This is a genomic window from Gracilimonas sp. B-17, from assembly GCF_056857935.1.
Genome location: NZ_JBSXOA010000008.1, coordinates 176,429 through 197,787, shown reverse-complemented (window position 1 = coordinate 197,787; position 21,359 = coordinate 176,429). Strand labels below are relative to the sequence as shown.

17 protein-coding genes are annotated in these 21,359 nt (G+C 45.3%); 5 read left to right on the top strand and 12 right to left on the bottom strand.

All coding sequences use genetic code 11. The features are described 5' to 3' along the window. Positions 1-157 precede the first annotated feature (157 nt). From AC13FX_RS01460 to AC13FX_RS01450, 3 genes are all read right to left on the bottom strand, one after another. The gene (locus AC13FX_RS01460) at positions 158-946 is read right to left on the bottom strand and encodes a hypothetical protein (RefSeq protein WP_482878626.1); all 789 of its coding nucleotides are present in this window, start codon (positions 944-946) and stop codon (positions 158-160) included. A 117-nt stretch (positions 947-1,063) separates the two neighbouring features. Next, positions 1,064-2,512: a tetratricopeptide repeat protein gene (locus AC13FX_RS01455; RefSeq protein ID WP_482878625.1), complete on the bottom strand. Its 1,449-nt coding sequence runs from the start codon at positions 2,510-2,512 to the stop codon at positions 1,064-1,066. Between the two features lie 61 nt (positions 2,513-2,573). Then, on the bottom strand, positions 2,574-3,995 hold the full coding sequence (locus AC13FX_RS01450) for an amidohydrolase family protein (protein ID WP_482878624.1): 1,422 nt from the start codon (positions 3,993-3,995) through the stop codon (positions 2,574-2,576). Between the two features lie 188 nt (positions 3,996-4,183). On the opposite strand from AC13FX_RS01450, the gene AC13FX_RS01445 reads away from it, so the two are divergent. After that, positions 4,184-6,217: a S9 family peptidase gene (locus AC13FX_RS01445; protein ID WP_482878623.1), complete on the top strand. Its 2,034-nt coding sequence runs from the start codon at positions 4,184-4,186 to the stop codon at positions 6,215-6,217. A gap of 100 nt (positions 6,218-6,317) precedes the next feature. Here the strand turns inward: AC13FX_RS01445 and AC13FX_RS01440 are convergent, their stop codons facing one another. Genes AC13FX_RS01440 through hutH form a run of 3 tightly spaced genes read right to left on the bottom strand, consistent with a single transcriptional unit; the run spans position 6,318 to position 9,500 of the window. Beyond that, the gene (locus AC13FX_RS01440) at positions 6,318-6,788 is read right to left on the bottom strand and encodes a DUF456 domain-containing protein (protein WP_482878622.1); all 471 of its coding nucleotides are present in this window, start codon (positions 6,786-6,788) and stop codon (positions 6,318-6,320) included. A 30-nt stretch (positions 6,789-6,818) separates the two neighbouring features. Further along, a complete protein-coding gene (locus tag AC13FX_RS01435; RefSeq protein ID WP_482878621.1) occupies positions 6,819-8,000 on the bottom strand; it encodes an MFS transporter in 1,182 nt (393 codons plus the stop codon). Positions 8,001-8,012: 12 nt separating this feature from the next. Beyond that, positions 8,013-9,500, bottom strand: coding sequence for a histidine ammonia-lyase (gene hutH / locus AC13FX_RS01430; protein ID WP_482878674.1), 1,488 nt, complete (start codon positions 9,498-9,500; stop codon positions 8,013-8,015). Between the two features lie 137 nt (positions 9,501-9,637). Between hutH and AC13FX_RS01425 the strand changes: the two genes are divergently transcribed. After that, positions 9,638-11,317, top strand: coding sequence for a peptide MFS transporter (locus AC13FX_RS01425; RefSeq protein WP_482878620.1), 1,680 nt, complete (start codon positions 9,638-9,640; stop codon positions 11,315-11,317). Positions 11,318-11,389: 72 nt separating this feature from the next. Here the strand turns inward: AC13FX_RS01425 and glpK are convergent, their stop codons facing one another. Together glpK and AC13FX_RS01415 are read right to left on the bottom strand one after the other, a co-directional pair. Continuing rightward, positions 11,390-12,886: a glycerol kinase GlpK gene (glpK, locus tag AC13FX_RS01420; protein ID WP_482878619.1), complete on the bottom strand. Its 1,497-nt coding sequence runs from the start codon at positions 12,884-12,886 to the stop codon at positions 11,390-11,392. Between the two features lie 89 nt (positions 12,887-12,975). Continuing rightward, positions 12,976-13,713 carry a transporter gene (locus AC13FX_RS01415; RefSeq protein ID WP_482878618.1) on the bottom strand — a complete coding sequence of 246 codons (738 nt, stop codon included), beginning with the start codon at positions 13,711-13,713 and terminating at the stop codon, positions 12,976-12,978. Between the two features lie 116 nt (positions 13,714-13,829). Here AC13FX_RS01415 and mnmE point away from each other — a divergent pair, with 116 nt between their 5' ends. Further along, positions 13,830-15,203 carry a tRNA uridine-5-carboxymethylaminomethyl(34) synthesis GTPase MnmE gene (mnmE, locus tag AC13FX_RS01410; RefSeq protein WP_482878617.1) on the top strand — a complete coding sequence of 458 codons (1,374 nt, stop codon included), beginning with the start codon at positions 13,830-13,832 and terminating at the stop codon, positions 15,201-15,203. A 27-nt stretch (positions 15,204-15,230) separates the two neighbouring features. Here mnmE and AC13FX_RS01405 read toward each other — a convergent pair whose 3' ends face one another. The 3 genes from AC13FX_RS01405 to AC13FX_RS01395 are packed head-to-tail and all read right to left on the bottom strand — an operon-like array spanning position 15,231 to position 18,871. Then, positions 15,231-16,475 carry an ABC transporter permease gene (locus tag AC13FX_RS01405; protein WP_482878616.1) on the bottom strand — a complete coding sequence of 415 codons (1,245 nt, stop codon included), beginning with the start codon at positions 16,473-16,475 and terminating at the stop codon, positions 15,231-15,233. A gap of 24 nt (positions 16,476-16,499) precedes the next feature. Further along, the gene (locus AC13FX_RS01400; protein WP_482878615.1) at positions 16,500-17,729 is read right to left on the bottom strand and encodes an ABC transporter permease; all 1,230 of its coding nucleotides are present in this window, start codon (positions 17,727-17,729) and stop codon (positions 16,500-16,502) included. Positions 17,730-17,749: 20 nt separating this feature from the next. After that, positions 17,750-18,871: an efflux RND transporter periplasmic adaptor subunit gene (locus tag AC13FX_RS01395; RefSeq protein WP_482878614.1), complete on the bottom strand. Its 1,122-nt coding sequence runs from the start codon at positions 18,869-18,871 to the stop codon at positions 17,750-17,752. 250 nt (positions 18,872-19,121) lie between these two features. Here AC13FX_RS01395 and epsC point away from each other — a divergent pair, with 250 nt between their 5' ends. Then, entirely contained in the window at positions 19,122-19,952 is an 831-nt protein-coding gene (epsC, locus tag AC13FX_RS01390; protein ID WP_482878613.1) for a serine O-acetyltransferase EpsC, read from the top strand. 8 nt (positions 19,953-19,960) lie between these two features. Continuing rightward, positions 19,961-20,842, top strand: a complete 882-nt coding sequence (gene cysM / locus AC13FX_RS01385; RefSeq protein ID WP_482878612.1) for a cysteine synthase CysM — start codon at positions 19,961-19,963, stop codon at positions 20,840-20,842. 54 nt (positions 20,843-20,896) lie between these two features. Here the strand turns inward: cysM and secG are convergent, their stop codons facing one another. Beyond that, positions 20,897-21,271 (bottom strand): preprotein translocase subunit SecG, encoded by a 375-nt coding sequence (secG, locus tag AC13FX_RS01380; RefSeq protein ID WP_482878611.1) that lies wholly within the window; start codon positions 21,269-21,271, stop codon positions 20,897-20,899. Positions 21,272-21,359: the final 88 nt, after the last annotated feature.

The following is a 21,359-nucleotide window of genomic DNA, read 5'->3' as shown; positions in this document are numbered from 1 at the left end:
TACCCTAACTATATTCACATTTCCCTTAGCTGAAAAGACTGATCATTCTATTTTACCCAAAATTCGATCCGTCTTTTAATTATATGAATATATCTTTCTTAGGGGTCAGTTTTAATTAGATTTTTTTATGCATGTTCTGAACTGTAAACAGGGTAGATCAAAAGGAATCAACCAACTGCCACATTTCACTTTTTACAATGTCACGTGTTGCATAGATCGCATCAAACATTTCATTGATATCTGTACCCGGCATCACACTCTTTATCAGCTCGTTCGTGAATCCAAATTCAATGTGATTCAGTTCTTCATAGTAATCGGCCGTTACAAAATTGTAGGTATAACTTAATCCTCCCGGCTGTATCAGAGAATAAGTCCTCCAGCTGTGCATGGTCCCATCTTCAACCCTTGCCTCATGAAGCGGACGGGCCATATCATTTTCCAGTGTGATATACTCAGCTTCTTTTCCCGGATTTACCATCATAAAATTCATAACGACAAACTCACCGAGGTCCTGGGTTTCACCGTTATAAATTCCGGCGACTGTTTTCCATAGTTCTGAGAACTGATGGGTGGCCAGGGCATTTGTTCTTTCCATCAAACGGGAATCTGCACTTTCAACCTGTTTGTTGATCGCTTCGCTTACGCGAACAAGGGTATTTGGGTCTTTGTAGGTTGTAACGATCATATAATTATAGGAACTTCTTTGGCCTCCGGGATACCCAACCCTGTAGAAATACCAGCCTTTTAGCTTATCAGTTGAGTGCTCTTTTTCATAAACCCCCTTCCATTCCTCTTTCACTAATCTCTCGAAATCATCATAATCTTCAGCTTCGACCTTTAGGTAGTCGATGTTCAGATAGGCGTTCTCTTCAGTCTGTCCCATTACTGATACTGACAACAGTAAAGACAGACACGTTACAAGGGCGAATTGTATTACGTACTTCATTTGTCCCTCCGGAAATTGATATAGATGTTTACAAATGTAAAAGTAACAGATTCCGGCAGAAATTCAAGTAATTAAGCTTTTTCGCATCACATTTTATTGTTGAATTCTTATCTCATCTTACTCGTTAAGGCCCGACAGGCTCCTTCTTCTCTCAGGAGTGCGTTCAAGTTGCTTATTATATGCTTCGTTTGCTTCATCAAACCTCCCCATTTCCGAAAGAATATCACCGAGCAACTCATATGAAGGCTTGACAATTACAGGTGGGCCAAAATCGATAGGTAAGCCGGCTTCAACCTCTGCAGTTTTCTCCAATAATTCTATGCCTTCGTTTTGTTTGCCTTCTCTCACAAGCATCAGCGACTTGATCTGATCCATCTGAATATTTCTTTCAACTGATTCCGATGTTTGCGACAACTTATCCAATGCCTGCTTAGCCTCAGCCATGTTCTCCTGATTTAAAGCAGCAAGTGCAGTTGTATAGTAATAATTCACTGCGCCCCTGGTACCGGGATTAAATTCAGTATTAAACATATCCGCAGCTTTCCAATTTTCCGAATCCACCACATAATGACCTCTCATAACTGCAAAGTGCCACAATTCACTACTGCTGGGTTCACCGGAAATACGTTCGTAGCAGGTATTTAACACCCGTTCCGCAGAATCAACATCTCCTTTCTGCAAGAAACCATATTCCAGCCACCACGGATAATGCCCACATACTGTAGTAGCTTCACCCAGTTCTTTTTGCCTTTCTGTTTGAACATCACGGGCTACGATATTTGCTTCAATAACGCCATCCCACATACCCAATGCCAAAAAGATATGTGAGGTCATATGCTGGGCATGAGCCGCAGACGGTGCGATCTTCGAATAGGCTTTTGCCATTGGCAAACCAAGTGGGGCATGAACCGGATCATCAAAGGAATGGATAAGGTAGTGCGCTGCGCCGGGATGCTCGGGGTTTTCATTCCACACATCAAACAACTCAGCTGCCGCCCGCATGTAGATCGCATAATCACGGCCTTCATGAGCCGAGCCTAAGATAGATAATCCATAAAAAGCTGTGATCTCATGATCTTCGGGATACTTTTCATGCAGGGTTTCCATGAAATCCAGATACAACAGATCCCGTTCTTCCTTTGACTTACCTTCAGATTCCCTGGCATTTCCATACAGTATTTCCAGTGACATCAGCAGGTCCCTTTCTTTTTGTGAACCGGCTTTTTCCTGACGTTCCGCTACAGTTCTGCCCAATTCACTTAGCACTTCCATAGCTGCATTCCTGTCTTGCTGAAACCAAAGCGGGTGATTATGACTTTTAGCCTCACCATAATATGCCATCGCAAAATCAGGATCGATCTCCCTGGCACGCTTGAAAGCCCTCGCGGCATCGGCATATTCAAAATTATGAAGGTATTTCATGCCTTCCATGAAATCGGCTTGTGCAGCAGCATCCCCCGAATTCGGGAAATCGATCTTTCCTAAGGATCTGTCCTGAGCTGACAGACCGGTGTTTAAAACGGAAAATACAAAAGCAAGGAGTAAAGCTGTGTTTAAAAATCGCATGTCGGTTAGATTGTTTTTTAAAATTAGTTCAAAAAAAGAGCTCGTATTCATTTAAGAGTAATTAATGCTGCTGTATGGAAGTAACATCCAACAGTTTTCCTTTGATCATGACGTGAGACAGGCTCCTCATATTTGAAATATCGTCAGCCGGATTTGCATCGAGAATAATGAGATTAGCCAGCTTATCTTTCTCCAGGGTTCCAAAATCATTCTCCCGTCTCATTGCGATAGCGCCATTTTTGGTAGCCATTACGATCAGGTCTTCCGGTGTTATTCCCGCCTTCTGCATCATCTCCATTTCGTCATAGATTGAAACCCCATGAAGAGTTCCGGGATTTCCTGCATCGGTTCCTACTACGATCGGTACTCCAGCCTCGTATAGCCTTCTGAGGTTTTGTAACATGATGTCTGAGGTCATATCTGTTTCAGGGTCGAATGCCTGCAATCGGTCTTTAAATCCCCCACTCAGTCTTGGGTGATCCTTAAATTGTGAGGCTGTCGTTATGAGTTCACGCGTTCTTTGGTCCACACACCCATTGGGGTCGTTGATCGGTATCGGAGCGATATCAGCCGCGCCCCTGAACGCCACAGTGTATCCGGCCCCTACGACCAGAGTGGGGTTATAAATGGTACCTTGTTCTTTCATCAAGTTTATAAACTCTTCGTCTACCGGTTGATCTTGTACACTGTGAACCAATAATTTAGCCCCACTTTGAACAGCTGCTTTAGCCTGATCCAATGAAGTAGCATGTACGATCATCTGATTATCATATTTTTCAATTTCATCAGCTGCTGCTTTCACCCGCCTCATATATTCCTCATCATCAGCCCTAAGCATCCAGAATTTTATACCGGTGCTACCCAATGCAGACATATACTGAACCATTTTCACTCCCGTTTCTTCAGAATCTAACTGAACCAACACACGGTCTGATGGAAGATCAAATGGAGCACCGGGAACGGGTGTCAGTAAGGGACCGGCAGCTGCTACGTGTGGAGCCCTGGGATTCTCTTCTGCCTGTTCTTGTAAAGCAACCGACCAGCTCATTCCCCCAACATCATAAACACCGGTGATTCCTGAACAGAGGTAAGTATCATAATACCTATCAGGGTTGCGCTCCTGATAAGCCGCTATTTCGGTAAAGGGGTAGGTTTCATTGAGATCCATGGCGTCAGGACGACTGTCAAAAAATCCGGTCTGGAAAAAATGCATATGAGCATCGATCAAACCCGGGGTTATGAATTTCCCGGATCCGTCAACTACCTCCGTACCCATGGGTATGGAACAGTCAGCCGCCTTCCCAATACAATCGATCTTATCATTTCGGATCAATATTGTACTGTTGGTAATAGGCTCCCCCCCATTTCCATCAAATAAAGTAGCCCCTTTAATAACTAAATAGTCTGTTTTTGCCTGACCAGTTGAACAGGATATAAGTATCAGGCATACAAAACCATAGAAAAGAGAATTTTTGGCAAGCATTACAGTGTGTATTTATTAAAGTGATATTTGAATAAAGCTAATATAGCATTCATATCAAACTTTGTAGGAAAACCGTTATTAGGATTCTGTTTGATATTCATACAATCTTCAGACTAATTGTTTAGATGACATTGTTCTATGATTATATTTATTCAAAAATAAAAAATTACCATTCTGGAGGTATAACTATGCAATTTTCACTTAAAAGATCTGCAGTATTGTCAATGATACTGTCGATGGGATTACTGCTGTCAGCAATTGCGCAAAACGGAATAACACCGGATGATGTCGCTAAGATCAAAAATGTAGGGTCTGTCTATTTATCGCCTGACGGACAAACAGCTGCTTACACCTTGGTTGTACAAGCTGACCCGATGAAAGAAAACAAACCAGCCAGCTCTTATCTTTATTTATTGGATATTGAGACCGAAGAAACACAACCATTTATTACCGGGCGTAGCGTAAGTGGTATTGCTTTCAGGCCTAATTATAACAGTATTACCTTTCTGGATCGTCAGGAAGGAGATGACACCCGTTCCATTTATGAGATCTCACTGAATGGCGGTGAAGCTCAAAAACTCTATTCTTTCACAACCAATATTTCAGGGTATGAATGGGCCCCGGATGGCAACCATATCATCTTCCGTGCCGCTCAACCTAAGGAATCCTCACCATCTCCATTGCCCTACACTCCGGAGATCTATGAAGAGAATCTGACTGAAACCTGGGCCTACATTCAGAATGTTGCCATGCCCGGACATATGCCACACCGTATAGATATTGACGGACATGTAACCGCTGCCACATGGAGTCCCGATCAAACAAAATTGGCCCTTGCGGTAGCTCCTTCACCTCTTGTGGATGATTTTTATATGGCCCAAAAGATACTTGTGGTCGATCACGAGACTCGCGAGGTCATCTCTGAAGTGGATCATAAAGGTAAGCTCGGGGCTTTTAAATGGAGCCCAGATAATGATAAGATCGCAATGATCGCCGGAGCTGATATCAATGACCCGATCGATGGCAGGTTAAAAATTGTGGATCCCGAAACCGGTTCAACCCAAATACTGCAGAAAGACCTTAAAGGAAAATTTGAACAGGTTGAGTGGGCTGATAACAACACCCTTCATTACTTGGTAAGCAAAGGTGTTTGGTCTGAGTTTGGAACGATTAAAAGCGATGGCAAACAGATGAAAGCTATCCTTCCTACCGGAGGCCCGATACTGTCTTCTTTTGCCCATGCCGCCAATGGTACGATCGTATTTGATGCGAACACCGCACAACATCCGGATGAAGTTTACCTGCTGAAAAGGGGAGAAAGATCACCAACACGAATAACCAACAGCAACCCATGGCTGGATGACAAGGAACTTGGTAAACAGGAAGCCATATCCTATACCACCAAGGATGGCATGGAGATCGAAGGTATACTGATCTATCCTGTCAATTATGAGCAGGGAACGCGTTACCCGACGGTAACCGTGGTGCATGGCGGTCCTGAAGCCCATTACAGTAATGGCTGGCTAACCGCTTACTCCATGACCGGGCAAATGGGTGCTGCCGATGGATTTGCTGTATTTTACCCGAACTATCGCGGAAGTACAGGCCGAGGACTAGAGTTTGCCATGAGCAGTCAGGGTGATCTTGCCGGTGCAGAATTTGACGATATCGTGGAAGGCGTTGATTACCTGATCGAGCAGGGAGTCACAGACAAAGATAAAGTAGGTGTAACCGGTGGTTCTTATGGTGGTTATGCTACAGCCTGGATGAGCACCCGCTACAGCGATCGCTTTGCGGCCGGTGTGATGTCAGTTGGTATCAGTAACAACCTATCAAAATGGGGAACTTCTGATATACCTGAAGAGCTGTTTCACGTACATGCCCGAAAACGAATTTGGGATGATTATATGGGGTACTTGGAACGCAGCCCTATTTACCATGTTGATAACGCCAAAACACCTCTATTGATCATGCATGGTAAGGAAGACACACGGGTTGATCCGGGACAGTCTTATGAGCTCTACCGCCATATCAAGACCCGAACAGAGACCCCGGTGCGATTGGTACTTTACCCCGGTGAAGGTCATGGTAACCGTAACGCAACAGCACGATACGACTTCAGCCTTCGCATGATGCGCTGGTTCAATCAGTATCTAAAGGGAACTGAAACTCAACGTCCTGATTCTGAACTGAAAATAGAAACCGTAACTATCAAAAACTAAGATCACAAACGGTTCTGAAATTACGAAGCCTGACTTGTGGTAAACAGGTCAGGCTTTTTTATGCTCTTGAAATTATTAAGCTGAGAAAGAGATGGCCTTATCAAATATTTGTGAAGTAATAGAATCCCATCACCCCAGCAGCGATGACTTTTAACCCGGTGGCAGCCATAAAACCGGCAAAAGCTCCTAATGCTGACCTGAGAGCTCGATCAAATCTTTGACCTGCAATAATCTCACCGATAAAAGCCCCGGCTAAAGGACCAACCACAAACCCGATCGGCGGGAAAAACAATCCTGCAATAAGCCCAAGAATACTACCGGTGATACCATAAGGCGTTCCTCCTGATCTCTTAGTAGCCCATGCCGGCAGGGTATTATCCAATACAAAACCGAAAATGATCACGATCAGCAACCACACGATCATAAAGGTGAGTGAAAACGGACTATGCAGGATCTGCAGTATAAGTAAACCTACATAACTGAATGGGAGTCCGGGAGCCACGGGAAGAAAAGCTCCAATTAGCCCAATGAGAATAAAAATACTTCCTAATATGATCCATAATAATTCCATAACACTTACACGTACGGTTGTATGATTTTGTTACAAGGTAGTTGAATGTACCCTGAATCTCCTAATGGATAGTAAACCAAACAATGGTCCTGCCAAAAGGATCAAAAATACCCATGGGGTCATCCTCTCAACCCAAACTGCTGTCAGTACCTGAATGCTGATTATTGTGATGGCAAAACCAAAACTATTGACAAGGGTCAATCCGGTTGCCACGTAAGACCGGTCAGCAGACTGGGCTACCAGCGTTGAGAATTGTGGTGAATCGGCAACCACGCTTATTCCCCACACTAGCATGATCAACAAAAATGACCAGGAAGGAAGATCAAATATGAATGGTGAGATCAGGCAACAGATGCCTGAGATCATCAAAGACAACGAGGCCACATATTTACTTCCGTTCTTAAGTGATATATATCCACCGGCGATACAGCTCAAGGAACCTACTGCTATGATCAGAAAAGACCAGATCGGAACATTTATTTCACCCTCAAAACCTGAATTATAAAAGGCGATCATCACCGGGACAAAAGCCCAGAAGGTGTATAATTCCCACATGTGACCAAAATATCCAAAAGCCGCTGACCGGAAATTTCGGTCTTTGAACAGCTTGAACATAACAGAGGGCTTGAAGTCACCTTTCTTTCCTCCATAAGGACCATCATTGACTGTCAGTAGCAATAACAATCCACCTGAGGCGCTTAATAAAGAAGTACTCACCATCACAAAACGCCAGGCCAGATCAGCACCGGCAAACTTCAGAAAATGAGGGAAGGCCGTACCAAGGACCAGCGCCCCCACCAGGTAACCAAGCGCTTTTCCCAAACCTTCCTTGTGCCAGTCAGAGGCGATCTTCATTCCCACCGGATAAATTCCCGCCAAAAAGAATCCGGTCAAAAAACGAGCAAACAAAAGTGTTGCATAACCTGATGCAAAGATCACTGAAAGATTGAATAATGCCCCCAGAACAGAACAAGCAAAGAAAACCCTGACCGGAGAGTATCGATCTGCCATATTCATTGCCGCAAAGATGAGCGTTCCGATAATGAACCCCGCCTGTACCGCCATGGTAACGTGCCCAACAGCTGAAAGGTCAAGTGATAACTCAAGGATAAGATCCGGCAAAACAGCATTGCCAGCAAACCACAACGAGGTTCCAGCAAATTGTGAAAACACAATGACCGGCAATATAAAACGAGGATTATTCAGGCTCATTTTGTCATACTCTCATTTAAGATCCAAACCACTGATAAGTGATTCGTCACTTAAAAGATGAACTGCCTGATTGATCTCATCTTTAAAAAAGTGATCTTCATCAGCATGTGCGATATGTTTTCGGATATATTGATGCGCTTTTTCAATGCCTGCTCCCGGCTTTAATGGCTTCCTGAAATCAAGGGCCTGTGCTGCTGTGAACATTTCAATAGCCAATACCTGCTCAACATTCTTATAGACATCAAGCAGCTTTAGAGCCCCAATGCTCCCCATGCTAACGTGGTCTTCCTGACCAAGACTGGTTGGAATAGAATCTACTGAAGCAGGATGGCAAAGAACCTTATTTTCTGAAACAAGGGCAGCAGCGGTGTATTGGGGGATCATGAATCCGGAATTGATCCCGGTTTCCTCCATCAGTAATTCCGGCAAACCATCATGTCCCTCCAGCATCAGGTAGGTTCTCCTTTCAGAAATGCTGGCAAGTTCCGCCAGGGCAATGGCTGCAAAATCCAGAACCAATGCCAACGGTTGACCATGAAAATTCCCTCCAGATATGATGTCTCCATTCTGAAATACGAGCGGATTATCTGTCACCGAATTAATTTCCGTTTCCACAACTTTCACACAGTGATCAATAGAATCTCTGCTGGCTCCATGTACCTGAGGTATACATCTGAGGGAATATGGATCCTGAACTTTACCACAGTTTCTATGTGATTCCAGGATCTCACTTTTCTCTAGCAAATGGCGAATATTGGATGCCACAGTTTGTTGCCCATTATGGGGACGGATCTCATGGATACGCTTGTCGAATGGTTTGATACTGCCCTGAAGTGCTTCGAGGCTCATGGCCCCAAGTAAGTCGGCGATCTTGATCAGGTGAAGTGATTTTTCCAAAATATAGGCACCATATGAACTCATGAGTTGCGTGCCATTTATTAAAGACAGTCCATCTTTGGGCTGAAGGTCGATAGGTTCAAGGTCATGCTTTTTCAGCAGCTTATCAGCCGGTATTTGTTTGGTACCATCCTCATTCCAAAATGAACCGAAACCCAGCAACGGAAGAGACATATGAGCCAATGGAGCCAGGTCTCCTGATGCTCCCACACTACCTTTCTCCGGAACACAGGGGATCAGGTCTTTGTCAATGAAATAGATGAGACGTTCGAAGGTGTCTTTGGAAATACCAGAATAACCGATTCCCAATGCATGGATCTTAAGCATTAACATTAAGCGTGATATGTCCTTCGGTATAAGGTCACCCGTACCCACCGAATGAGAAAGAATCAGGTTTCTCTGGAGCTGTTTAAGTTGATCAGCCCCAATTCTTTTGTTAGCAAGTATCCCAAACCCTGTATTGATACCATAAAATGCTTCGTCCTTTTCCAGAGCATCCTCAACTACCTTTCTTGAACGCAAAACACTGCCGGTATCTTTTTTAAGGCTGTTTATTGATCTCTCAAGATCCTTGTAAAGTGAATGAATGCTGATATTGACCATGATATCCCTTTTTTTAATTCGCATCGGAAGGTCGTCAGAACCTTCATGGAATTCAATCCCTTCTTGCAACCTACTGCCTGTTTAAGTATCATCGGACACTCTTAATCTTTTTAAATCTTAACCAACACTTAAACATTATGGCAAACGGGAATCCCGCTACCGCAAACGACTTCTTTGGTCATCCGCGCGGACTTTCGACCTTATTTTTTACAGAATTATGGGAGCGATTCAGTTATTACGGAATGCGTGCCCTCCTTGTACTTTTCATGACGGCCGAAGCACTTGGTGATAACCCGGGGCTTGGTTTCAGTGTTGGTGAAGCTACAGCTATTTATGGTATATATACGTTTTTTGTGTACGTACTTTCATTACCGGGTGGCTGGGTTGCTGATAATATCTGGGGACAGAAAAAAGCTGTTTTTGTAGGAGGTTGTATTATTGCAGCCGGCCACTTCAGTATGGCTGTGCCTACCACCACTTTCTTTTTTATCGGGCTCGCACTCATCGTGATCGGAACAGGACTCCTGAAACCAAATGTGAGTTCCATGGTGGGAGATATATATCCGGAAGGTGGAGCCCGTCGCGACGCCGGTTTTTCCATATTCTATATGGGGATCAACCTTGGAGCCATTCTCGGACCACTGCTTTGCGGTTTGCTTGGTGAAGGATATAACTGGCACTATGGATTCTCCCTGGCCGGATTTGGTATGGTCCTTGGATTGATCTCTTACAAAATTGGTGATAAATATCTGGAAGGCGCCGGTGAACTGGATGAGAATTTCACAGAAGAACAAGTCAGCAGAAAAAGCAAGATCTTCTACACCGTTTCCTCCATTTTGATCGCTATTGTGGTGGTGTTTGGTTTTCTCCAGAGTTCAGGTGCCATTGATGTAGCTCTTGATGCACTGGCTCAGAACCTTGGGATTGTTGCTGTGATCATCACACTCTTGTTTTTTGCTTACATCATTTTCTTTGGCGGGCATAATACCGAAGAGAAAAAGCGACTTGGAGTTATTTTCTGGTTATTCATTCTTGCCGCTCTTTTTTGGAGTGGGTTTGAACAAGCCGGTTCATCCCTCAATCTTTTTGCTTCCGATCTTACTGAACGTGCTGTAGGGCCCAATTCATTCCTGGGAGGTTATGGAGCTTTTCTGGTAACCTTTATTATTGCACTTCCTATAGGATATTATGTGCTTAAAGCTTTTAGAAGAGATGACCTGTGGGGTATGGCAAAGTTTGCCCTGGTTGCTTCGGCCATTGGCCTGATAGGCTTTCTGTACTGGGTATTCAGTCAGGTTGGTAATGGTTGGATCATCCCTGCAAGTACGTTACAGCTTATCAATCCAACCTTCATTGTGATCTTTGCACCAATATTTGGGTTCATGTGGACCTGGCTGGCATCCCGAAATGCAAATCCCTCCATCCCGGTCAAATTTGGATTGGGCCTGTTTGGCCTGGCGGCCGGTTTTTTTGTACTTGCCTGGGGATCTGCCAATGCTTCTGCAACAAACCTCGTTTCTCCGGCATGGTTGATCGTAACCTACTTCCTGCACACAGCCGGTGAGTTATGTCTTTCGCCTGTAGGGCTTTCATCCATGACCAAACTGGCTCCAAAGAACAGAGTGAGTCAGATGATGGGTATTTGGTTCGTTGCTGCAGCTTTAGGTAATCTTATGGCAGGATTGCTTGCGGGTCAACTTGAAACATTAGCCCCATCCGGTCTTTTCCAGAGTGTTGCCCTTATCATAGGCGGCGGTGGTATCGTTGCCCTGCTTGCTGCACCTGGCGTCAGAAAGCTTATGGGTGATATCGAGTAACCCAAAACAATCTTAACATTATATCAGAAGCCGGGTCTCAAGATCCGGCTTTTTTTATGGCCTGAATATTGATCACCGGTCATCTGCCCACGATATGGCTGCTCTCACCGCCCTTTTCCACCCTTTTATCAGTTCCTGTACTTTTGTTTCATCCATCTTTGGTTCAAACTTTCTTTCTTTTTTCCATATGGATCGGATCTCATCAAGGTCATCCCAGAAACCCACAGCCAATCCCGCCAAGAAAGCAGCTCCCAAAGCCGTGGTTTCTGTAACCTCAGGTCGTATTACGGGTACTCTTAAAAGATCACTTTGAAATTGCAATAACGTATCGTTTGAAGTAGCCCCACCATCAACCCTCAACTCCTTGATATCAACTTCAGCATCAGCCTGCATGGCCGTCAGCAGATCCATCACCTGATAGGCTATGGCTTCCTGAGCCGCCCTTGCCAGATGGGCTCGACTCGTTCCCCTGGTCATACCCACCAACATGCCTCGTGCATGCTGATTCCAGTGCGGAGCCCCAAGTCCGGTGAACGCCGGGATCAAATATACGCCGTCAGAACTTTCAACTTTGTTTGCATAATATTCTACATCCTTGGCATCCTGTATGATCCCCAACTCATCTCTTAGCCACTGTACAACGGCTCCACCTATAAAAACTGAACCTTCCAAAGCGTATTGAGTTTTTCCGTCGATCTGCCAGGCAACGGTACTTAGCAACTTGTTTTGTGATTCGACCGGCTCATTTCCCACATTCATCAGCATAAAACAACCGGTGCCATAGGTGTTCTTGACCATGCCCGGCTCAGTGCACATTTGCCCAAACAAGGCTGACTGCTGATCTCCCGCAATACCGGCTACAGGGACTTTAATTGCAAACAGAGAACTTTTTGACTCTCCATAGACCTCACTCGACTGTCTCACATCAGGCAGCATGCTTTTGGGGATATCCATAAGCTCAAGCAACTCATCATCCCATGCCATGGTGTGAATATTGAACAATAGGGTCCTAGATGCATTTGTCACATCGGTTATGTGCTCTTCACCTTGTGTCAGATTCCAAACCAGCCAGCTGTCAATGGTTCCAAACGCGAGCTTTCCGTTTTCAGCTTTTTCCCTGGCTCCTTCTACATTATCCAAGATCCATTTCACTTTTGTACCGGAGAAATAAGAATCAATGACCAGACCCGTCTTTGAGCGGATCATATCCTCATACCCTTCTTCCTTGAGCTGATCACAATATTCGGATGTCCTCCGGTCTTGCCATACGATCGCATTATAGATCGGCTTACCGGATTCGCGGTCCCAGATCACCGTAGTTTCCCGCTGATTGGTAATGCCGATTCCCGCAATATCCTTACCACTTACACCGGCAGAGGCCACAGCCTCGGCTGCCACACCCGCCTGGGTTGACCAGATCTCCTGAGCATCATGCTCCACCCATCCGGGGTGTGGATAGATCTGCCTAAACTCTTTTTGAGCTACCGTAACTATCTCTCCCTTCTTATTAAAGAGCATAGCTCTCGAACTGGTTGTCCCCTGATCTAATGCTAAGATGTATTTTCCCATATCAACTGAATTTGACTTGGCCTTTCCCCATCATACAAAAAAAGGATGAACACTGTCCACCCTTTTGCTCACCTTTCACCGTGGATCGATCAAAATGATTGGGCAAACCCGATCCCTATGAATGTGATCTCATTTTCGGTGTCGTATCCAATATTCAGGTCCAGCTGGGTGCCACTCTCAAGTCCATAGGTGATGCCACCTTCCACCCAGTGTTGCTCAAAATTGCCGTAATAATTTCCGGCGTAACCGAAGTAACCGTTCATATTTTCAGTGATCACAAAGCCCGGCGTGAGTGTAAACAACCAGCTGTCATCCACATTCCCTACTTCAAAGCGGTACCCAAGGTTGGAGGATATACTAAGGCTTTCATTTAAACTATGGTCAGCAAGTAAACCAATTGAGGGGATGGTCTCATCGCTGGTAAACTCATCTGATCCAACAGGCAGGGTTACCTCAGCCAGTGCCGAAAGGTTGGATCTTCCATCATTGGAGATAAGGTTGTATTTGAAACCCAAACCCATATCCTGAAAACCGGAATATGAGTTGCTGCCACCCAGGAGTTCCTGATCAACAGACGTATAGGATCCCAAAAGAGCCCGAAATTCCAGTTTTTCGCTGATTCCATATCTCAATACCAATTGCCCAACATCATACTGCTCATTGAAGTCAGTATTACTGAATTGAATTCCGGCTTCAAGGCCTAGCATGCCTTTCGGAGTGATAAAAGACCCGTTGCCAATGCCCGGGCGGTCCGGTGAGTAATTCTGGGCCTGCACCAGGTTAAAACCAAAAAATAGCAGTAGTATAACAGATAGGGTCTTCTTCATAGGATTGTATTTATTGAGTTTGTTTAGAACCAAGGTACATATTTTGCCTGAAAACCGTAGGGGCAATTCATGAATTGCCCCTACGGTTTTCATTCCAATCTGCCTATCTTATCAGCATGACAGACATCACTCAAAAATCACCTATTGCGGCCATCGCCACCCCGGTTGGGGAAGGCGGCATTGCCGTGATCCGGGTTTCCGGCCGGGATGCCATCGCCACGGTTAACAAGGCCTTTCAGGGAAAGGACCTGACTCAGCAAGCATCTCATACGGTTCATTTTGGAAAGATCGTGAACAAAGAAGGATTTCCCGTGGATGAGGTATTGGTCACTTTATTTCACTCCCCCCGTTCTTACACCGGCGAGGAAACTGTGGAGATATCCTGCCACGGTGGAGTTCTTGTAACCCAAACCGTCCTTGAAACCATCCTGTCAGTTGGGGTCAGGTCTGCCGAACCGGGTGAATTCACCCAGCGTGCTTTCCTGAATGGCAAACTCGATCTCGATCAGGCCGAGGCCGTTGCTGACCTGATCCATGCTAAAAGCTCCAAAGCCGTGGATGCTGCCCATCAGCAGCTGGAGGGACGACTTGGGGAACATATCAAGAAATTCCGGCAACAGATCATAGATGCCACTGCCATGGTGGAACTTGAACTTGATTTTATTGAAGAAGACGTTGAATTCGCTAATAAAGAGCAACTTCAACAATTACTTGAAGATCTTGACTCGGAGATCACCGAGCTTCTTGAAACTTATGAAACCGGCCGGTTAGTCAAAGATGGCGTCAAGACCGTACTCATTGGTCGACCCAATGCCGGAAAATCCACTTTGCTGAATACCTTGGTTGGAACCGACCGAGCTATCGTAACGGAGATCGCAGGAACTACCCGGGACACAATCGATGCTGACTGGAGCTATGATGGATTGCTTTTCAAACTCATAGACACAGCCGGATTACGGGATACAGAAGATATAGTTGAGGCCGAGGGTGTAAAGCGTTCTCAGAAAGCATTCGAGCAGGCAGATCTCGTGATCTACCTCAAAGACCTGTCTCAACCTTTCAGCGATGAAGAACGGAAGGAGATCGCTGATTTTCAATCCCGCGCCAAAGAAACTCCTTTCATATTGATCGGTACCAAAGCTGATATTGAGGCAGATCAGGAATGGCGAACTGAATTTGACCTGAAGATCTCAGCCCTTGAAGGTGAGAAGATCAAAGAGCTGAAACAGCTACTGAAAGACCGGGCATTAGAGAATAAACACTATGATGCTTCAAGCCTTCTTGTCACTTCAACCCGACATCGCGATGCCCTTCAAAAGACCAAGGAACACGTGCAGTCTGCTCTGCGTGGGTTAGCTATCAATATGACCGGCGACTTTCTGTCGATCGACCTCAGGGCGGCACTCAAAGAATTGGGTACTATCACCGGAGAGATCACTAATGAGGATGTCCTGGACTCTATTTTTTCCCGCTTCTGTATCGGGAAATAATAAGCTCTTCAGTATTAGTTGAACCGATCACTCGTATCGAAGTGATTCCACCGGGTCTACCTTGGCTGCCTTTATGGCCGGGAATATTCCGGCAAGAAGCCCAATTACACCTAAGACTCCAACAGTAACAAATACAGCCAGCTGAGAAATTTCCGGATTCCCTAAAAAGTCAGCTGCTCCCCCTTCCAGATTCATGGACTGTACTCCAAATACTATAGCTGATGAGACAAGAATACCAAGTCCGCCTCCTAAAAATGAGATAAATAAAGACTCAAAAATGAATTGAGTGATGATATGGACCTTTCTGGCGCCTACCGCGATCTTCAATCCAATTTCACGGGTTCTTTCTTTAACCACTACGAACATTATGTTTGCTACGCCAACCCCGGCGATCATAAGCGTGAAGAATCCTACCGTAAAGAGAAATATTTCCAGCCCCATGGCCACTTTTTGATTCATTTCTTCCATTTCAATGAAATCCCACATTGGCATAGCCTGTTCATCAGCAGGATCAAAGTTATATTTTGAAGCCATGATATTGGTGATCCCTGCCTTTATGTTTTCCTGAAGGGATGGATCTTCAGGACGGATCAGCATGGAGCCAATATTTCGATTGCCATACATATTCCGGAATGTAGTATAGGGTATAATAGCACGGTCAGCATCCGGACCGTTATTCATAGAGGTCTGCATTTTAGGCTTCATAACACCAACTACGGTAAAAGGAGTGTTATCGAGCATCACCTGTTGCCCAACAGGATCCACATCAGCGAAAAGTCGAACCGCAATTTCATCCCCAAGAAACAGAACCCTTCTCATTTCATCCACATCCCGTTCGTTGATGAAACGCCCACCTGCTGCAGGATACATCGTTCTCATGATCTCAAAATCAGGATTCACACCTTCCATAAAAGTATTCGTGGTTACATCTTCTGTCTTTAGTTGAGCGCCCCAGCGACCATATTGCGGACTCGAATACTGAATGCCCGGTACTGCATCCTGTAATAGTTCTACGTCAGCTTCGGTGAAAGAGATTCGACGACCAATACCCAACCCTTCATAGTTCATGCTGGTTTGTCCACCATATACCACGATCACCTGATTGCCCGCTCCAAGCATTCCTTCCATCAGGCTGGTTCCCAAACCCCGGCCAAATGCAAGTAGAAGCACCACAGAAAGAGTCCCCCAGGCAATAGCAGTTAACGTCAGGAATGAACGCAGCTTTTGCTTGTTCAGGTCAGAGAAGAATTCAGTGAAAAGTGTGCGCCACATATTGGTTTACATTACAGGTTAAAATTATTGTCTCAGGCAATCGACCACATCCAATCGGGAAGCCCTCCAGGCCGGCAACAATCCTGAAGCGAAGCCAACGAATCCCAAGACAGCAAATGCGATCAGGCCAACTTCAGGTGAGAAGTAAGGGGTTCCCACAAAATCTTTTATTGGTATGTTCTGCATGGCTTCCACCAGAAACCAACCAATGAGATAACCGGCAGAAGCTCCGATCCCAACGATCATGAAAGTCTCCAGGAAGAACTGAGCCATGATATGATGTCGCCTTGCCCCGGCGGCTCTTCGAATCCCGATCTCTTTCATACGCTCCTGAACCACCACAAACATGATATTCGCCACACCAATGCCCCCAACAGCCAGAGTGAAGAATCCGATCAACCCAAGAAACCCATTGATACCTAAAAACATAATGTTAATGAACGACCAGAATTCGTTGGTATCCCATATCCCTATAGCATCCCTGTCGGTTGGGTCAAAGCGATGTTTACGGCCCATTACTTCATACACCTGATCCTGAATAGCCGGAGCAAGTGCCGGGTCTGATGGGGTATACAATATGTTATTTATGATCTCGGTACCCATCATGGCCGAAAATGTGGAAGCCGGAATAAAAGAACGGTCTCTATCCTGCTGTGAATAGGATGAATTCTGAATCTTTTCCTGAAGCACACCGATCACTGTAAAAGGTGTATTTGAAACCATTACCTGTTTTCCAACCGGGTCCTCCTCACCAAATAAATTTTCCGCCAATCTGTTCCCCAAAAAGATAACCCTTCGGCGTTCATCAAGGTCACGTTGGTTTAGCCACCGCCCACCGGGCACCTCAAAGGTATTACGCAGTTCCTGATATACCGGGTATACACCGCCAACCGATGAGTTTCGCCGCTTATCACCATAGGAGATCTCAAGGTTTCGCATGTATTCCGGCGTGGCTACATCAATGGCCGAAATTTCATCTTTCAGAAGTTTGGCATCCTGCTCGCGGTATCTGATCGGCCGGCCGATTCCATAGCCTTCATAAGGCTTGGTTGTCTGCCCACCGAACATGATCGCCAGCTGGTCTCCCATGCCGCGCATATTTAACACCGTTTGATCCCGGAATCCCATCCCAAATGCCAGTAGCAAGATGAGCGTAGCCGTTCCCCACATGATACCAAATATGGTTAAAAAGCTGCGCAAACGCTGCTGGTTCAGGTTTTGGAATAGTTCTTTGAATAATGCCGGCAGAGACATAACCTTCCTTCTTAAATGGTTTACCTTACTGTGAGTGTTTTGACCGGGCGCTCTAACACTTTGTCGCCCTCGTTTAGTCCTGCCAACACTGCAACGGTGATGGCATCACTCATTCCGATCTGGATCTCTCTTTCTTCCCGGCTGCCCGGCTCAGATCCCGGCAGATCCACATACGCTTTTCCATCTCTCATCTCAACAACCCGTTCCGGAATGGTCAGGGTATTTTCCAGTTTTTTAATGATGATATCAGCATTTGCTGAATATCCGGCTCTGAGTACGGCTCCACCTGAATCAGTGATCCTGATCTCGACCGGAAAAACAGTGGCGTTATCCTGTTCCTGTGCTTTCAATGAAATGTGAGATACCTCACCTCTAATTGTATCACTGGGAAGGGCACCGATCTTGATCTCAACCGGCATGCCGATCTCGACCTTTCCGATATCGATCTCATCCACTGTACCTTTGAACAATAGATTTTCCATCTCCGCAATGGTCATAAGTGGAGTACCTGCCTGATAAGATGTCAGTGGAACCACGGGTTCACCTACATCAACAAGCTCTTCAAGTATATATCCATCGATAGGAGCGCGTATCACAGACTCGATAAGAACATCCCCCATTTTAATTCGACCGGATTCCAGAAGCTGCAGTCGCTCGTTCGCGATCTGCTTTCTTACTAATACATCACTGTGTCTTTCTTTGAGCTGATCATATTCCTGCTGGGCTACAAGTTTTCGCTCCATAAGCTGACTCATTCTGTTCAGCTCTTTTTCAAGATTCGCTTCCTCGATCTCAATTCTCTCAAGGCTTCTTTTTGCCTCTGCCAGTTCAAGTGGAGTTGGGTCCGGACTCACTTCGATCAGCGGGTCTCCTTTACGAACATAATCACCTGCTTCTGCATATAATTTACTTACTACCCCTGATAGTTTTGACTTGACCGCTATCTCATTCTCGGGTTCAATGGTTCCCACAGCGAGGGCTTTTTCTACTATCGTACCTATCTCAGCTGTTACATGGGGCTCATCCTGCGGATCAGACTCTTCTGCATTATTGCTATAGCTGTAATAAAAGCCGCCACCACCTAAAATTATGACCACTAAGGTTACAACCCAGATCCATGTTTTTCTTTTTTGTTTTGCCATGATGATTCTAATAAAGATTGAATTGATTTTGACTGCCTCTACGATTTCATGATTTTAATGTTTCCATTTTTTTTGACTCTTTAGTCATAATTCCTCATTTCGCCTTAGATCTGCCTGTTATAAAAACAGCAAACAGATCGTATAGCTGAAATTTTTTCGTTGCCCTGATGAAGCAATTATCATAATATGAACTCATCTGCCCCAAACAATTGTTACATTTCTTAACCCAACTAAATAATTAATTAAAGCCTTGAGTGATTTCAATTCATTTGTTAGAGAACTTGCAAGGGTACACCGAGAAGTGTCTGAGTGCCCGCCCCCTGAAATGGTGATCTCTTTTTTTGAACACCTTTTAAGCATGCTTTTCCCTGAATTCTCACATCATCGGCTTATCGTTGAAAATTCGATCCGTAAATCCCTTGAAGAGTGCAAAACCGAACTACGATCTATTCTGGATCAAAATAAGGAATGTGTCAAAAGTGGCCGAAGCGGATTGGAAGATGCCTTCTTCGACAAACTACCTGGTATCCGTAAAGCACTGATCGAAGATGTGGAAGCCATTTATGCCGGTGATCCGGCTGCCAAAAGTAAGGGTGAGATCATCCGGACGTATCCCGGCTTTTACGCCATTGCCGCTCACAGGATCGCTCATGAATTACTAAAACTTGGTGTCAACCTCATCCCAAGGATCATCTCAGAATTCGCCCACCGGCAAACGGGCATTGATATTCACCCGGGTGCCGAGATCGGGGACCATTTCTGCATTGATCACGGTACAGGAGTGGTGATCGGAGAAACCACGAAGATCGGTTCAAACGTCAAGATCTATCAGGGTGTGACCCTTGGTGGGTTGAGTGTCAGAAAAGAGGACGCTAAAATAAAACGGCATCCAACTATTGAGGATAATGTAGTGATCTATTCCGGTGCCACGATACTGGGGGGCGAGACCGTAATTGGTTCAGGCAGTATCATCGGCGGAAATGTGTGGCTGACCAAAAGCGTACCTGCAAATTCTAAGATCTACTACAAAGCTAAAATGTCTAATACCGAAGGTGAAACTGATACGATAACGTATAAATAACCCACACCATGAATATCGAAGAGCTCATTGGCAACACTCCGCTTGTCGAACTGCAATCTATCCCCACAAATAAGAATGTAACCATCTACTGCAAACTGGAGGGGCAAAATCCCGGTGGCAGTGTGAAGGATCGGGCAGCTTTGGGCATGATCAACGGAGCCCTTGAACGTGGTGAGATCAAAAAGGGAGATACTTTGGTTGAAGCCACCAGTGGAAATACCGGTATTGCCCTCGCTATGATCGCTTCCATGAAAGGCTTGAATATCAAATTACTAATGCCGGAGAGTGCCACCGAAGAACGAGTAAAATCCATGAAGGCCTTTGGAGCTGAAGTCATTCTTACACCGGCCGAAAAAACCATCGAGTATTCCCGCGAGCTGGCTCAAAAAATGGCGGACGAAGAAGGTTATTTTCAGCTCAACCAGTTTGGGAATCCCGATAACTACAAAATACATGAACGCACTACCGGGCCTGAGATATGGAAAGATACGGACGGCAAGATCACTCATTTTGTATCTGCCATGGGAACCACCGGAACCATCATGGGGGTGTCCCGTTACCTGAAATCTAAAAACCCGGCTGTTCAGATCGTAGGCACTCAACCAACCGAGGGTTCTTCCATTCCCGGCATCCGAAGATGGTCACCAGAATACTTGCCTGAAATATTTGAGGCCGATCGAGTTGACAGGGTTGTGGATGTGAGTCAGGATGAGGCCACTGAAATGGCACGACGTATGGCAAAAGAGGAAGGTATCTTTGTTGGAATGAGCAGTGGCGGAGCCTTGTCGGCCGCACTTAAGATTGCTGAGGAGCTCGAGGATGGGATCATAGTGTGTATCACTTGCGATCGCGGTGACCGTTACCTTAGTTCACCTTTGTTTGGCACATAAAAAAAGCCTCATCAATCATGATGAGGCTTCAATTCGATTTCGAAAAGACGCGGCTTAGTTTCCGCCTTCTTCTGTAGTTCCGTTCTGGTCTTCACTTTGAGTCTGCGGTATGGCAGGCGAAGTTTCTGAAGGCGACTCAATTGGAGCGTTCATACCGGGTCCTTCCTGTAAAATACTTCGATTCACTTCTCCTCTGTCGATCGCAAAGTTTGCGAGTACGCACAAGGTCAGAAATATCCCTGCAAGTATGGATGTAGCTTTTGAAAGCAGATCAGCCGTTCTGCGTGCACCTAGTCCGCCACCGCCTCCGATGGCTCCGGCTCCACCCATTCCGGAAATTCCTTGACCCTGACCGGGTTGTAATAGAACAACCACGATCAACAGAAAACAAATGATTGCGATGACACCAACAATTATATTATAAAGCATGTAATTAGATTCTTATCTTTTTGAAGGGTGCAAAGATACCCATTTTTGCATACTATCCCAAGCATACGAGTATCAAAAAATACAAATA